At 31.0% G+C, this 15,198-nt stretch carries 13 protein-coding genes; 11 read left to right on the top strand and 2 right to left on the bottom strand.

Annotated elements, in window-relative coordinates; genetic code table 11:
* Positions 1 to 360: 360 nt before the first annotated feature.
* Positions 361 to 996 carry a Vat family streptogramin A O-acetyltransferase gene (locus Q326_RS0111400; RefSeq protein ID WP_026895516.1) on the top strand — a complete coding sequence of 212 codons (636 nt, stop codon included), beginning with the start codon at positions 361 to 363 and terminating at the stop codon, positions 994 to 996.
* A gap of 95 nt (positions 997 to 1,091) precedes the next feature.
* On the opposite strand, the gene Q326_RS0111395 is transcribed toward Q326_RS0111400, so the two are convergent.
* Both Q326_RS0111395 and Q326_RS0111390 read right to left on the bottom strand, forming a co-directional pair.
* The gene (locus Q326_RS0111395) at positions 1,092 to 1,643 is read right to left on the bottom strand and encodes a cupin domain-containing protein (protein ID WP_084489634.1); all 552 of its coding nucleotides are present in this window, start codon (positions 1,641 to 1,643) and stop codon (positions 1,092 to 1,094) included.
* A 121-nt stretch (positions 1,644 to 1,764) separates the two neighbouring features.
* On the bottom strand, positions 1,765 to 3,456 hold the full coding sequence (locus Q326_RS0111390) for an alpha/beta hydrolase family protein (RefSeq protein ID WP_026895514.1): 1,692 nt from the start codon (positions 3,454 to 3,456) through the stop codon (positions 1,765 to 1,767).
* Positions 3,457 to 3,695: 239 nt separating this feature from the next.
* On the opposite strand from Q326_RS0111390, the gene Q326_RS0111385 reads away from it, so the two are divergent.
* The 10 genes from Q326_RS0111385 to Q326_RS19285 form a co-directional block, all read left to right on the top strand.
* Complete coding sequence (locus Q326_RS0111385) at positions 3,696 to 4,319, top strand: hypothetical protein (RefSeq protein WP_026895513.1); 624 nt, start codon at positions 3,696 to 3,698, stop codon at positions 4,317 to 4,319.
* A 42-nt stretch (positions 4,320 to 4,361) separates the two neighbouring features.
* Positions 4,362 to 6,386: an extracellular solute-binding protein gene (locus Q326_RS0111380; RefSeq protein ID WP_026895512.1), complete on the top strand. Its 2,025-nt coding sequence runs from the start codon at positions 4,362 to 4,364 to the stop codon at positions 6,384 to 6,386.
* Between the two features lie 185 nt (positions 6,387 to 6,571).
* A complete protein-coding gene (locus Q326_RS0111375) occupies positions 6,572 to 7,459 on the top strand; it encodes a carbohydrate ABC transporter permease (protein WP_245592094.1) in 888 nt (295 codons plus the stop codon).
* Positions 7,456 to 8,337 carry a carbohydrate ABC transporter permease gene (locus Q326_RS0111370; RefSeq protein WP_026895510.1) on the top strand — a complete coding sequence of 294 codons (882 nt, stop codon included), beginning with the start codon at positions 7,456 to 7,458 and terminating at the stop codon, positions 8,335 to 8,337. Before Q326_RS0111375 ends, Q326_RS0111370 begins: the two co-directional genes overlap by 4 nt.
* Positions 8,338 to 8,356: 19 nt before the next feature.
* Complete coding sequence (locus Q326_RS0111365) at positions 8,357 to 10,327, top strand: biotin/lipoyl-binding protein (RefSeq protein WP_026895509.1); 1,971 nt, start codon at positions 8,357 to 8,359, stop codon at positions 10,325 to 10,327.
* Positions 10,328 to 10,351: 24 nt separating this feature from the next.
* Positions 10,352 to 11,455 (top strand): ABC transporter permease, encoded by a 1,104-nt coding sequence (locus tag Q326_RS0111360; protein WP_284071436.1) that lies wholly within the window; start codon positions 10,352 to 10,354, stop codon positions 11,453 to 11,455.
* A complete protein-coding gene (locus Q326_RS0111355) occupies positions 11,391 to 12,479 on the top strand; it encodes an ABC transporter ATP-binding protein (protein WP_026895507.1) in 1,089 nt (362 codons plus the stop codon). Before Q326_RS0111360 ends, Q326_RS0111355 begins: the two co-directional genes overlap by 65 nt.
* 233 nt (positions 12,480 to 12,712) lie before the next feature.
* The gene (locus tag Q326_RS0111350; protein WP_026895506.1) at positions 12,713 to 13,807 is read left to right on the top strand and encodes a VanZ family protein; all 1,095 of its coding nucleotides are present in this window, start codon (positions 12,713 to 12,715) and stop codon (positions 13,805 to 13,807) included.
* A gap of 88 nt (positions 13,808 to 13,895) precedes the next feature.
* Complete coding sequence (locus Q326_RS0111345; protein ID WP_026895505.1) at positions 13,896 to 14,846, top strand: hypothetical protein; 951 nt, start codon at positions 13,896 to 13,898, stop codon at positions 14,844 to 14,846.
* A 102-nt stretch (positions 14,847 to 14,948) separates the two neighbouring features.
* Positions 14,949 to 15,198, top strand: a 250-nt coding sequence (locus tag Q326_RS19285) for a transposase (RefSeq protein ID WP_488655823.1), incomplete at its 3' end; no start/stop codon positions are given.

Below are 15,198 nucleotides of genomic sequence, written 5' to 3'. Positions count from 1 at the left end.
ATGTAGTTAAAATAAAAATTATGAGGTGATTAGTTAAAATGAGCATATAATCTTATCCAGTTTTAGAATTTACATCTATATGAGTAAGTTAGAATGATATTGGTATATTTTATTTTAAATTATTCTAAATTGCTTAATAAAAGTTTTGGATAGGATTATAATATGTGTCATATTTAATTTGTATTTATACAGCATTTTTAAATTATTTGTATTTTAGAATAGTAAATTTGTGCTAGATATATATTGTGATACTTATATACTTTCCAAAACTTTATAGAGTAGGAAAGTTTTTTTATTTTATTCAAAAGTATAAACTTGGTGTGAGAGAAATATGAAAATAAGGAAAGGAGCAAGTATTTTATGATTGGACCAGATAAGAAAAAATTGTATCCCAATGGAAACATAAAGACAGTTTGCTATATAAGTAATTTGCCTAAAAGACCTAATGTTGAGATTGGAGAATATACTTATTATAGTGACAATAAAAAATCCCCCGAGAAATTTTACGATAATATAGAACATCATTATGAATTTTTAGGAGATAAGTTGATAATAGGGAAATTTTGTGCAATAGCAGAAGGAGTTAAGTTTATAATGAATGGGGCAAACCACAAAATGGATGGAATTACAACATACCCTTTTAACATATTTGAAGATGGTTGGGAAAAGGTAACCCCAACAGTAGAGCAGTTACCATTTAAAGGAGATACAGTAATCGGTAATGATGTTTGGATAGGTCAAAATGTAACTATCATGCCTGGAGTAAAAGTGGGAGATGGTGCTATCATTGCTGCTAATTCAACAGTAACTAAAAATATTGAGCCATATACAATTTATGGTGGTAATCCAGCTAAATATATTAAGAACCGTTTTACAGATGAAGAGATTAAATTTCTGTTAAAGCTTCAATGGTGGAACTGGGATGAAAAGAAGATATTTGATAACCTTGAAATGTTAACATCGAAGTATGGATTGAATCAGTTAATGAAACAATAATTTGTTTACAAGATAACCTCTATCAAAATATATTATTTGAAGTCAAATATAAAAACTAGGATGGAGATGCATCTCTATCCTAGTTTTTATATTTATTAGCAATTATTTTCATCGGCTTCTGCATCGGCCTTAGTTTTATGAACTGTTCCACGGGGGTGTTCTGGTGGAGCATATATGGCATACAATTTAAGGGGTTCAGACCCTGTATTTATTATATTGTGCCATTTACCGGCAGGTATCATGATAGCATAGTCATCATAGACCCTTCTTTGAAAATCCAAATTATTTTTCGTGTCTCCCATCCTAACAAGTCCTTGACCTTCCTCAATACGTATGAATTGGTCACCTGTTTCATGTACTTCTAACCCTATGTCATCTCCTACGTCAATACTCATCAAAGTAACTTGTAAATGTTCTCCTGTCCATAAAGCTAAACGAAAATAGTTGTTTTGTTCAGTAGCATCGTCAATATTAACTACGAATGGTTCAGGGCCGTAGTCCTTTAACCTTATGAAATTGTTCCAAGAATTTGGGTTATTATATATTGGACCATTACCATAGCGAGGATACAAATATGGCATATAAGGATTATACATTGGCATATTGAAATAATAGGGGTAAGGGCATGGTCTATAATCATTATACATATTACTCATTCCTTTCATTATATTTATAATATAATATGTCTTATGGTTAAATAAAGTGATACTAGTATAAATGACCATTTTCCCCATATCCAATATATAACTGATATTATTCCATTTATATCTATCTCAAAATCATAATATCTCTCAATAAAATACTTCCACTTTCTTTTTGGTCAAATTTCAAAATAATACTATCAATATTTTTGAAGTCCACATTTTCAAATTGATTTAATGGAATCCTTGCATGGGATAGTGGGGTTGGTATAGACCAATATGTTACGAACTCACCCTCTTTATATTCATCTTTTATGAATTCTCCTTCTGGCCAAGCCAATGCTGGAGTATTGTTATCCAATAATACACTAGACTTGTTACCATCCCTATCCTTCATAATTACTGTAAAAGATTGATTTTCTGACGGTTTATTTAATTGACTTCCTGGATCTAGTGCCATATATAATGTTATTGCCTTATAGGCATTAATATTTTTTTCTGATTCAGGGATTTTTAATTCAAACTGTGCATTAGTATCCTCCCAATTAATACTTAATAACCCTAATTCTTCAGGAGAACCTGCATGTGTAAAAGCTGGTAGTTGGTCATTAATAGGAATGTAACTTTCTATTAGATATTTTGCTATTACATTTTGAGATATATTTTCCCCACCTAAATCGTTCTTTTCTAATTTTTTTCTAACTGTAGTTTTTAAAATACTTTTCATATCTCCAGTAATGAATGAAGATTTAATAGATAGATCATAAGCAGTAGATTCTGTGGGTATTTCTATATCAAATAAATCAGCCTTAATATTTTTTCCCAATGCCTTATAGAAGAAATCAGCAGAGTAATGAATCAAAAAATCCTTTTGTTGTTCTCTATTTAAAAATCTATTTTTTTCTTCGTTGGTATAATTATCTTTCCTATCATCATTCTTTACATTGTCATTAAAAAAGTTATGGTTTGCTCCTTTGAGATATATAAGGGATGCCCAGGCATTATGTGCTTCATCCTTTTGTATTTCTTCAAAGGTATCTTGACCATCTAATTGTCTTACATCACCATCATATTGAGGTAGTATTATCCCTGTAGGAATATCGGGATTAGGCTCATCTCTTAAAAATACAATACTGGGTGCTACCTTTAATAATGCAAATATATTATCCTTTTCTGTTGTATTTTTAGCATTAAAAACATCATTTAGAGCTGCTCCACTCCTAGAGTGTCCAACCAACCCTATAGTAGATAAATCTCCCTTATTTGTTAGATCTATACCAAAACCAACATAATTACCATCAATTGCAGCAGTCAGTTTTTCTAAATGATCATTATATATGGAGATCAATCTTTCATATTGAAAAGGCTCGCCATATTCTAAAGCATAATTTGCGTTTACATTAATAGATAATGTTAGGAATCCTCTTTTAGCTAATGCGTCAACTAAGTATTTAAATCCTAAATCATATCGTTTCTTGTTATAATCAATAAAGTAATGGGAACCATGTAATATAAATATAATAGGGTGGTTATTACCTTCCTTTGGTACACCTATTGCACCTACCATATCATAGGGCATATCTTGACCAGACCTTTGGTTAATTATTCCTTCCCCTAGACTATATTCAACTACTTCGGCTTCATTAATTTCTATTTCTTCATAGACTTCATTTTGTTCTATGTCTTCTCCATTATTTTCTGAGTTTTCAATAGGGTTTTCTTGATTATTAGTACATCCTGAAAAAATATTTATCACTAATCCAGTAATAATAATTAAAATCAAAAATTTTCTAAACTTCGATATATTATTTATTTGCAATATCATCATCCTCTCTTTATATAAATAGGCAATAATCAGAGATAAATTACATTCTCTAGTGTATAACAATAGTATTATATATAGCATAACAATTTATGTATGAGATGAATATTGGAGATGTTATGGGCTTTATTTGTATATAGAATTTACAACTTTTTTACAAGTAAAATATAGAAATGATACAACTATTTTGTATATTAATATACAGAATAGTTATGTATTGAAAAAATTTAATTACATTGTGGGAGGGGAGTAATAGGAAAAATAATTATAGCAGTACAAATATTAATAGTACAACTAGCAATTCAAATAAAAAGAATACAACTGATCTTAAGGAATCATTAAAAGAAAAGCAAGAAATATCTAACGCAGACAGTGTATATTTTGACTATGATAAAGAGAGATTTGAATTGACAAAGATTAAAGGGTGGGATGACATTGCTTTATGGGATATTGAGAAAGAGTGCAATTTTGTAGTTGTTACACATTTGGATGATTGTAGTGCAGAGGAGATTGTAAAAGATAAATTACAAGGGGAAGCATATGATGATGAGCTTGAGCAGGTAGAGAGTGACTTAAAAGTAGAGTCTTTAAAACTCATCGATTATTATAGAGAATATGCAGACTATATGAATGATAAAGATACATACGAGCTTGTAGTTTTTAGGTATATATACTTCATAAATGATAGTAATGGTGGGGTATATAGGATTGTGATTAATGATAGTACATTGGATACACTAGATGATACTGCTAAACAAGAATTTTTACAAAGCATTAAAATAATTCCGTTATCAGAAAATGATAATATGAAAAATATAAAGGTACTGGATGAACCCCCTGCTAAAAAGGTTGCAAGTTAATTGTAATTAAACAATTAGTAATAACGTAAAGGAGAGAATAATATGAAAAAATATTTATCTATTTTATTGATTTCTGTAATGATTGTTTCATTTGTTGGGTGTGGGAAAGATGGAGAAGAAGTCTCTACAGAAGGAGAACAAAGTTATCAAAGTAGTTTTAAACAGGTAGATATTGTGCCAGAAAATGTTTCTGACTTTCAATTAAGTAATGATAGAATATGGTTTTTATCAGGAGAAGAAAGTTTTATTGGTTCTATGGCCATAGATGGTTCCGATTTAAAAGAGATTAACCTTTCTAAGGATGATTCTATAGCATATAACATTTTTGACATTGCATCAGATGAATCAATAACTGTAGGTGGAATAAATAATGAGACCAATATATTTACTCTTGTTAAACTTAATAAAGATGGTACAGAAGAATTTCGCACAGAATTCGAAAATGATATAAGGTATATGAGTTCAGATGGAGAAAATAATATCTATTTAACAGAAGAAGATAAAGTTATAGTATTAAATCCTCAAGGTGAAAAATTATTTGATCTTCCTGCTGAAAGACCAAGGATTTCAGCAGATTCCCAGGGCAATATATGGGTATCAACCTTTGGAGATAGTGGATATGAGTTTAAAAGTATAGATGTCAATAATAAAGATTATGGAAAAGAAAAGATAGTTAGTGAAGAGGATTTTAGAAATATAGTAAAGGGAAATGATATCTACAGTTTCTTTATCATTTCTTCAGACATTGTAAGAGGATATAACAGTAATACTAATAAATTTGAAGATATATTTTCTTTCTCTGACGTGGATATAGTAGGTAATTATGTTAAACTTTTTGCCAGCTTAGAGGAAGATAAATTTATTTGTTTGACCAAAAAAGGTAAAGATGTAGAAGTTGCAAATATTCTAAAAGGTGAAAAGGGAACAGAGAAGACTACATTGACTTTAGCATCATTTGTTTTAATGCCCCATATTGAGGAAAGGATAGTAGAGTTTAATCGCACAAACCTTGATTATAGGATTGAGGTTTTAGATTATTCTAAATACAATACTCCCGATGATTATTCAGCAGGGGAAACAAAGTTAAATACAGATATTGTTGCAGGAAATACACCAGATATAATTGAATTAGGGAAAACACCATTGGAAGTTTATACAAATAAGGGGCTTCTAGAAGACCTTAATAAGTTTTTACAAAGTGATGAAACTATTAGTAAAGACGATCTTGTGTTGGGAGCCTTCAATGCATTGTCAACAGAGGATGGATTATATAGATTATCTCCTCATTTTAGTGTTACTACATTGTATGGAAAAGAGTCTAAGATAGGAGATAAAACTTCATGGAATCTTGAAGGATTACAAAAGTTTTTAGATTCAAATGAAGACATAGTTCAGCCATTTATAAATATGCCTCCTTCACAAATACTAAATTCCTTGACTATGTATACAATGGATCAGTTTGTAGATGCTGAAAGTGGAGAATGTAGTTTTGATTCACCTGAATTTATAACATTGCTTGAATTAGTAAAGAAGTTTTCAGAAGATGGGCCTGTAGGATATAAAGAGCCAAATAAAGAACTTTTAGAAAATAAAGGATTGTTGGCAACGATGTATATGGGCACTGCTAAACATTTTGCTAAAGCAGATAACGAATTAAATGGTGACTTAAAAATAATAGGATTTCCTACAGAAGAGGGTAGTGGAAGTGTTGCAGATTTCCAATTTTCCTTTGGTATATTTTCAGATTCCAAACATAAAGATGGTGCATGGCAGTTCTTGAGAACACTATTAGAAGAAGATTATCAGGACAATATAGCTGAATTTGAAACACCTGTGCTCTTGTCTTCATACAATAAAATGCTAGATAAGGCAGAGATAATAGAAGAACAAAAAGAAGAATATAACAAAATTATAAACGCTGTTACTAAAACTTCTTCTTATGATGGTACATTGATGGGAATTATTTCAGAAGAAGCAAATGCTTTTTTCGAAGGTGAACGTTCTGCTGAAGAAGTAGCAGAGGCAATCCAAAGCAGGGCAAGAATCTATATTTCTGAAAAAAGATAGAGTTAAAAATATCTGTAAATATTTTAGTATTGTGTAATTATTGATTAAATGGCTTCTAGTATAGCTTTAACTGGGGAAATTTATGGTGTTTGAACTATATGGAAATGTAGATATTAACCTAGAATTATATAGATTATATTGCTGTATCTTATAAGAAGAGTAGGTATAGCAAAAGGAGGAATAAATTGAAAAGGATAATATCTTTTTTAAAATCACATAAAAAAAATAAAAAAGTTGAATCTATATTTTTACTCCCCAGTTTGCTAGGAGTACTCATATTTTTTTTAGTTCCATTTATTGTGATTATATATTATTCATTAATAAATAATCCCATGGAACAGAAATTTGTATTCTTAGATAATTTCAATGCATTATTTGATAATTCGGCATTTATTCTTGCGGCAAAAAACACAGCAACATTTTCTCTATTAGCAGTGCCCTTGGCAGTTATTTTGTCTTTGGTTTTGGCCCTTCTATTAGAATCGCAAATTCCTTATAAAAGTCAGTTTCGAACTTTTTTTCTTAGTCCTATGATGGTGCCAGTTGCTTCAGTAGTCCTTGTTTGGAAAGTGGTTTTCAATTTCAATGGTCCTATGAATAGTTTGATTGGAGTATTTGGATTAGAACCAATCAAATGGCTAAAATCCGACTATTCCCAATTTGTCATTATAATATTATTTTTATGGAAAAATCTTGGCTACAATATGATACTGTTCATGGCGGGGTTAAACAATATTCCAAAGACATTATTAGAAGTCGCAGAAATTGAAAATGCAAGCCCATGGTTTAAATTTGTTCAGATTAAACTGCGTTTCATTTCTCCCACAATACTTTTTGTTGCATTATTGTCTTTGATAAATTCATTTAAGGTATTTAGAGAGATACATTTGCTTACAGGTGATTATCCTTATGATAGGTTATATATGCTGCAGCATTTTATGAATAATACCTTTAAGGCATTGGATTATCAAAAATTGGCTACGGCTGCAATTCTAATGGGAATAGTGATGATTGTTATTATAGGTATCTTATTTATTATTGAGAATTATTTTGGAAAGGATGTGGAAGGGTGAAAAAGAGACATTATTTTTCTCGTAGTATATTGTTTCTAATTGCATTTTTATTTGCAGTATTATTTATTTTGCCAACCCTTCTGACCATAACTAATTCTTTTATGTCTCAATGGGAATTGTCGGCAAATTATGGGAAAGTATTTTCAGAAATAACCTCTGATAATGAATATACATCTGAAAAAGTCAATTTAAAGCTTATTCCAGATATGGTTTCCTTTAAACAGTATTTTTCTGTATTGTTGCAAAGTCCAGACTATCTATTTAAATTTTGGAATTCTGCTTTTTTGGTAATCCCCATAGTAGTTGGACAAGTAGTGATGGCAACATTTGCAGCATATACCTTTTATCGCTGTAGTGGTAGAGTATATAAGATTCTGTTTTTTATATATATAATATTGATGTTGATGCCATATCAGGTTATGCTTGTACCCAATTATCTGGTAGCTGATTGGACAGGGCTTCTTGATAATAGGTGGTCGGTTATTTTACCTGGTATATTTGCACCTTTTTCGGTGTTTCTTTTGACAAAGTTCATGAGGCGTATTCCAGAGGCATTAATTGAGTCGGCTAAGATTGATGGGGCTACAGAATGGAAGATTTTCACCAAGATTTGTATACCACAGTGTTATAGTGCTATCTATTCTGTTGCTATTTTAGCATTTATAGATAATTGGAATATGGTGGAGCAACCGATTATATTGTTATCAGATATTGGGAAACATCCTCTATCGGTATATTTGTCAAATATCAATACCGAAGAAATAGGATTGGCATTTGCAGTAGCTACCATATATATGATTCCACCTTTATTACTTTTCCTACACGGAGAAAAATATTTGGTAGAAGGCATTACACATTCTGGTTCCGTAAAAGGATAGATATAAAGGAGTAGAAATTATGAATGAAGAAAAAAGTATAAAAAGAATTTGGCCAAAAAAAGCAGGATTTATCTTCTTTATTATAATGTTGATATTAACCTTTTTTTCTAACACCATTATGAATATGTCATTGCCACAGGTATCGGTCCACAGTGTTAAAGAAGGTGAAATAGGCACTGTAATTAGGGGATCTGGTATTGCTGAGGCAATTGGTAACTATGAAGTGATGATTAGTCAGTCACGGAAGGTGCAGGAGGTTTTAGTCCAGTCTGGTGATACAGTAAAAGAAGGAGATGTATTGTTCTCACTTGATGATGAAGAAAGTGAAGAATTGGAAATGGCTTTGGATACATTAGATGATTTAAAATTGCAATATCAGAAGATGTTAATCAATTGGCCTTCACCAGACTATACTCAACAAGACAGGAATATTGAAAGAACAAAACAGGAACTTGAAGAGGCGATGACAAAGCGTGATGAAAATAATGTATCCCAATATCAGGTAGACAATGTGGAGCGTTTAATAAATATGAAGAAAGAAGAGATTGAAGATTTAACAGATGAAGTAAATGAACTACAATCTGAACTTACTGATTATTCAGGTGCTACCGATGAAATGCTAAAGTCTCTTGAACGACAAATAGAAGACAAGGAAAATCAAATTGACAATGCTCAACCATCGAGAGAAAGGAATCCTATAAGTCTTGATAGTCTAAAATTAGAACTTCAAAGACTAGAAGAGGATTATGAACTTTTAATAGCTAAATATCCTGATTATGACAGTATAAATAGAGAATTAGAAAGTAATAAAACTGCATTGAAAAAAAAGCAAAAGGAGCTTTCTGATGCTGAGAAAAACAATGCTGGTGAAGATGTGATAAGGCCATTGAAGGAAAATATTCAAGTATTAAAAAATACAATCAATGAATTAAAAACTAAACTTTCAAACTATTCCGAGTTGACATCATTAATTAGAAGAATAGAAGATAAAGAAGAAGAAATTAAAGACTATGAACCGTATATAGAAGGACCTGATATAGATACAGAACAATGGGAATTAGAACTTGAACGATTGGAAGACGATTATGAAGATATGCAGGATAAAAATGAAGAGTATGAAATGATAGAAGAGGAATTAGAACAAGCTAAAGAGGATCTATCAGAGGCAGAAGAATCACTGGAATTATTACAAAAGAATCATGATGATTTATCAGAAAAATATAATAAACGGAAGGTGGCTGATGAAGAGGCTAACCAATTACAGAATACATTAGAAGATTTGTTGTTTTCTGTTGAAAAGGATAAAGAGAGTGATGAAAAGACGGTTGCTATTGCAAAACTGGATTCAAAAAAACTAAAAGAAGATATTGATGAGCAACAGGAATTGGTAAATGAATTAAGAAATGATGCAGCTAATGGAAAAGTAGTAGCAGATAAGGATGGTATTATTAAATCTATAAACATTGCTGCTGGAAGAATGACATCACCCAATACAGCCATGGCTGTTATTGAGACTACATCTCAAGGATATTCCCTTTCTTTTACAGTTACCAAGGAGCAAAGTGAAATGTTATCTATAGGAGATAAAGCCGATGTAGAAGACAGTGATATTGTTGCAACGCTAAAACAAATAAAAAATGACCCTTCAAATCCTGGTGAAGATAAGGTACTTACATTTTTACTTGAAGGTGAAATAGAGTCTGGAGATGTCTTTTCACTGTCTATTGAGCAACCAAGTGCCGATTATGATTTTGTTATACCACGGAGTGCTTTACATTCAGACAGTCGAGGGGATTTTGTATTTACAGTGAGATCTAAAAAAACACCATTTGGCAGTAGATATATTGCAAAACGGATAGATGTCAAAATTTTAGATGAAAATGATCAGAATATTGCTGTATCGGGAGCATTGATGAGAGGGGATTATGTTATTACCACATCAACAGAGCTTATAGAGCCTGGAATGCAGGTTCGTATGATGAATAAATAAATTATCGGAGGCAGGTAAGTGAATATGAGATATAAACTGAACAAAAAACATACTCTTTTTCTGATAGTTTACGCAATAATAACAATTTTATCTGTCTCTCTTACTATGGGTTATAGTCATCTTTCTACTTTGCTTATTTCACAGCAAGGGGCACAGAGGTGGCAGGGGGAAAATCAACAACGGTTTTCCCAAATCTCCTGTTTTTTTTCTTCAGATTATCGTGCAACTCCACAGGATATTGGGAGTTTCCGTAAAATGGTTAATGAAAAATTATCGGAAAGTTCACAGGATAAGGTTGCATGGATAGATGCCTATTCTGCACAAAGTGAGACTGCTGTAAAGAGTCCACATGATACAGTCAATACAACTGTATTTGGGGTGGGAGGAGAGTATTTCTTTTTTCATCCACTATATCTTAGAAGCGGACAGTATATCTCAGAAGAAGATTTATCTAAGGATAGGGTTATTTTAGATGAGCAAGTAGCATGGAAATTATATGGGTCAGTGGATATTGAAGGAATGGAAGTAGAAATCAATGACAAAAAATATATAATTTCAGGGGTAATTCAAAGTGAATCGGACCCATTTAATAATATAGCAGATGAAGACAATGGACGAATATATATGTCATATAATAGGTTTTCAGAGGTTACAGATGTGGGAATAAATAGCTATGAGATCATAATACCTGAGTTTATATCGGGATTTGGATATACCCTTGTAGATACAGGATTTCAACACTCTGAAAAAGAAGTAATAAATAATAGTAAACGGTTTGGCATCAAAAATATATTAGATTTAGTGATCAAGCCATATACCATGGTAATGCATAACAAAGGGATAGCTTATCCCTATTGGGAAAATGCAGCGAGGGTGGTTCAATATTGGCAGTCTTTATTACTTTTTTCCATTATAATTTTATGTTTTATTTTATTGGTGATGACTATTGTACTTATAAAACAACAACAGAGATATATAAAACAGAAATGCAAATCAATAATTATAAATATAATGAATTACTCTTTGAGATTGATGGTACAGAGAATAGGAGAGAGGGTTAAAAATGGCAGGGATTACTTTAAAAAGCTTAAAAAAAATTTATGGCAGAGATGTACTGGCAGTAAATAATATCAATCTTGAAATTCAAGATAAAGAATTTATTGTGCTAGTAGGCCCTTCAGGTTGTGGAAAGTCTACTCTCCTTAGATTGATTGCAGGTTTAGAAGAAATAACAGATGGAGAGTTATATATTGGGGATAGGCTAGTTAATGATGTACCTCCTAAGGATAGAGATATAGCGATGGTATTTCAAAATTATGCCCTTTATCCCCATATGACAGTCTATAAAAATATGGCATTTGGATTAGAAAATCGGAAGGTACCAAAGAAAGAGATTAAAGAACGAGTTTTTTCTGTAGCAAAAATATTAGATATAGAGGATTTACTTGGCCGTAAACCAAAGGCTATGTCAGGAGGACAACGACAGAGGGTGGCATTGGGGAGAGCTATGGTTAGAGAACCTGAAGTATTCCTTCTTGATGAACCCCTTTCAAACCTTGATGCAAAGCTTCGTACTTCCATGAGGACGGAGATTGTGAAGTTACATAATAGGTTAGCAACCACATTTGTTTATGTAACCCATGATCAAATTGAGGCTATGACTATGGGAGATAGAATTGTAGTGATGAGGGATGGTGTGATACAGCAAGTGGGAACTCCACAACAGCTCTATGATTATCCATTAAATCAGTTTGTGGCAGGATTTATTGGGACTCCAAAGATGAATTTTTTAGATGTATATGTGAAACAGGATGGCGATAGATTGTATCTGTCCATGTGTAATGATAATGAACAAAGTATTTATATAGACAAGGATGACATAGATTTAACAGATTATATTAATAAAACCTTAGTTTTGGGGATAAGACCAGAACATATTATCGTTTCTGAGTCTGGATATATCTCTGGAGATATTGAAGTTGTAGAGAATTTGGGCAGTGAAAGCTATATGTATTTAAACTGTATGGGAAATCAAGTTATTGTAAGAATAATGGGTTCCACTTGTATGAATGTGGGAGAAGAAGTACATTTGACTTTCAAGCAATCTCATATTCATTTATTTAAAAAAGAGTGTGGTACGGCTATTATTTAAATGTAAAATCAAATTAAAGAAAAATCAAACACTTATTTTGTAAAAGCACTTACAAGATAAGTGTTTTTGTAAATGTGGTGAATATATTTTCCAGTTCAGAGAATATAAAAATTGGATGTCTTAAATTTACAAAAAGGATACAATTACCACATAAAAAGGATACAAAAATATAGTATCATTTAATTATAGATAAGAATTATATAAAAAACTAACTAAAGAGGAGGGAAGCAATTATGTACAAGTATTTAGAACCCATAAAATTAGCTATTATAACTTTTCCATTTATAGCAATACTGTTTACATTACCTTTTTTGATTTTTCAATATAATAAATATGGATATATAAATATAATAAGGTCTATAATAGTATATTCATTGTTATTATTTTCTATAAGCGCATATTACTTAGTTGTCTTGCCTCTTCCAGGGATGGAGAATATAGGGAGATTTAAGGCACCTATTACTGAGTATATGCAATTGTTCCCTTTTACATTTGTATTTGATTTCTTGAGGGAGACCACAGTTCAATGGAACCAGCCTAGCACTTATTTAAGTCTATTTGGAGAAAGGGCTGTATTGCAAGTAGTTCTCAATGTTATATTGCTTATGCCTTTGGGAGTTTATTTGAGATATTACTTTAGAAAGAGTTTAATTAAGACAATAATAATAACTTTTTTAGTATCATTATTCTTTGAAATTACTCAGGTAACAGGATTGTATGGGATATATGAAACACCGTATAGATTATTTGATGTAGATGATTTAATGCTAAATACTTTAGGAGGTATTATTGGGTATCTGTTAACTCCCAAGATAACATATTTCCTACCTAGATCTGATAAATTTGATGAATATGTGGACTTAAAAAATATGCAGGTGGGATTTACCAGGAGGGCTGTAGCCTCTATTATTGATTTAGGGATAGTATTTTCAATTTTGATATTATTGAAGAGTTTTTACAGTATAATATTTGTTTTTATATTTTATTATATACTTTTACCATATAAGACAAATGGAAAAACAGTTGGAAAGTGGATGGCACGGATGCAATTAAAGGGTAGCAAAGAAAGACTGATGTTAAAAGAAATAACTGTACGTAGCAGTATATTTTTCTTGATGTTAAGTATGCAGATTGTATTGACGTTTATAACACCTGTTATGACAATACTATATAATATTATGCTATTGGCATATATAGTATTTAAAACAATTAAGAGGGATAAAATATTGTTCTATGAAAATATTAGTGGAACCAAGAATGTAATCATAGTCAAAGAAGAAGTACCACAGGAAAATAACATTCCAATGAGACATCAACAAGCAGCCTGAATAATGCAATTGTTTTGTAACTTCTTTATATGGTCGATATGGTAGAATAAAAAACGTAAATAATATTCAACCAAAGGAGGAAATGATTTTGAGGAAATTATTAATAGTAGCATTAATAGGTGTTTTTGTATTAGGAGGTTGTACAGGAAAAACCGATGATGTAGAAAAAGAAAATATTCAGAATGAGAATGTCAACGAAGAAAGTGAAAATATAAAAGAAGAACTAGATAAGGGTGAACAAGAGGAGATTATGGCTCAGTATAATAAAGTTATTGAACAAGACAAGCCTCTTGTAGTTAAGGAATTTGTTAATAAGAATATTGAAAAAGTTTCTGAAGAAAATGCAGGAAAGATGATTTTGGGATTAGAAGAAGTACAAAATGCATATATGGATGAGTATATGAATGCATTGTTTGAAGATGATATACCTAATAAATTGCATGAAATTTTTGGTGTTGAATTTGATAAAGAAAAGGTTGATTCCATAGAGGATCAAGAACTTAAAGAACTTCTTACAGAGATTTTAGAAGGAGGTTATCAGATAGTTTCATTAGAAGGCGATTTTTACCCAATGATGAATTATAGTCCTTTAGAAAAATACACACAATATTTATCCGATGATATGAAAGACTATATAGAAATCATGGCAACTGAGTATGATGCCCTTTCCTTTAAAGATGCACATCTTGCCATATCTTGGGATGAACTAGCGGAAAGGACTATAAATACTGAAAAGTATTTATCTAAATATGAAGATTCACCTAAGAGAGAAGATATAGGAAAAATGTATATTAACTATATTAGAGCTTATATTCATCCGATTGCTGATTATACAACAGAAAAAATTAGTGATGAGACAATAAATGCATATAAAAAAGTAGTAGATGAATATGAAGAGACTGTAACAGCAGAAGTTACCAAAGAATATCTTGAGATATTAGAAAAGAATGACTACAAACCAAATGAAGAAACACAAGAGGAGTCAGATAGACTGTTTAATAAGGCCCTTGAAACATTGAATTTAGAAGATAATATGTAATATAAAAAAAGGGGCTGTTTCAAAATATAGTTCCTAAATAAAAGAAAAAGAGCTAAAAAATCTATTGATTTTTCAGCTCTTTTTTAGTATGTTTTATCTGATATGAAATCACATACTAAAATTAATAATAAAACAAAAATCAAAAAAATGCAACTATCTTTTAGTTTTGATTTAACTAATAATTTTGATATGGATGACGAGGTTTTCTTGGTGCACAATATTATTGAGGAGATGAATTTAAATTTTTTAACCAGTGCCTACTCTCATAAAGGTAGAAAGCCAGTTGTAGAACCACGTACTATGTTAAAAATATTAGTTTTTGCATATTTAAATAGAAAATATTCAGCTAGAG

It is taken from the genome of Clostridiisalibacter paucivorans DSM 22131, assembly GCF_000620125.1.
Taxonomy (GTDB): domain Bacteria; phylum Bacillota; class Clostridia; order Tissierellales; family Clostridiisalibacteraceae; genus Clostridiisalibacter; species Clostridiisalibacter paucivorans.
Note: the sequence above shows the minus strand (reverse complement) of the source record. Positions and strands in the feature narration are given on the sequence as shown.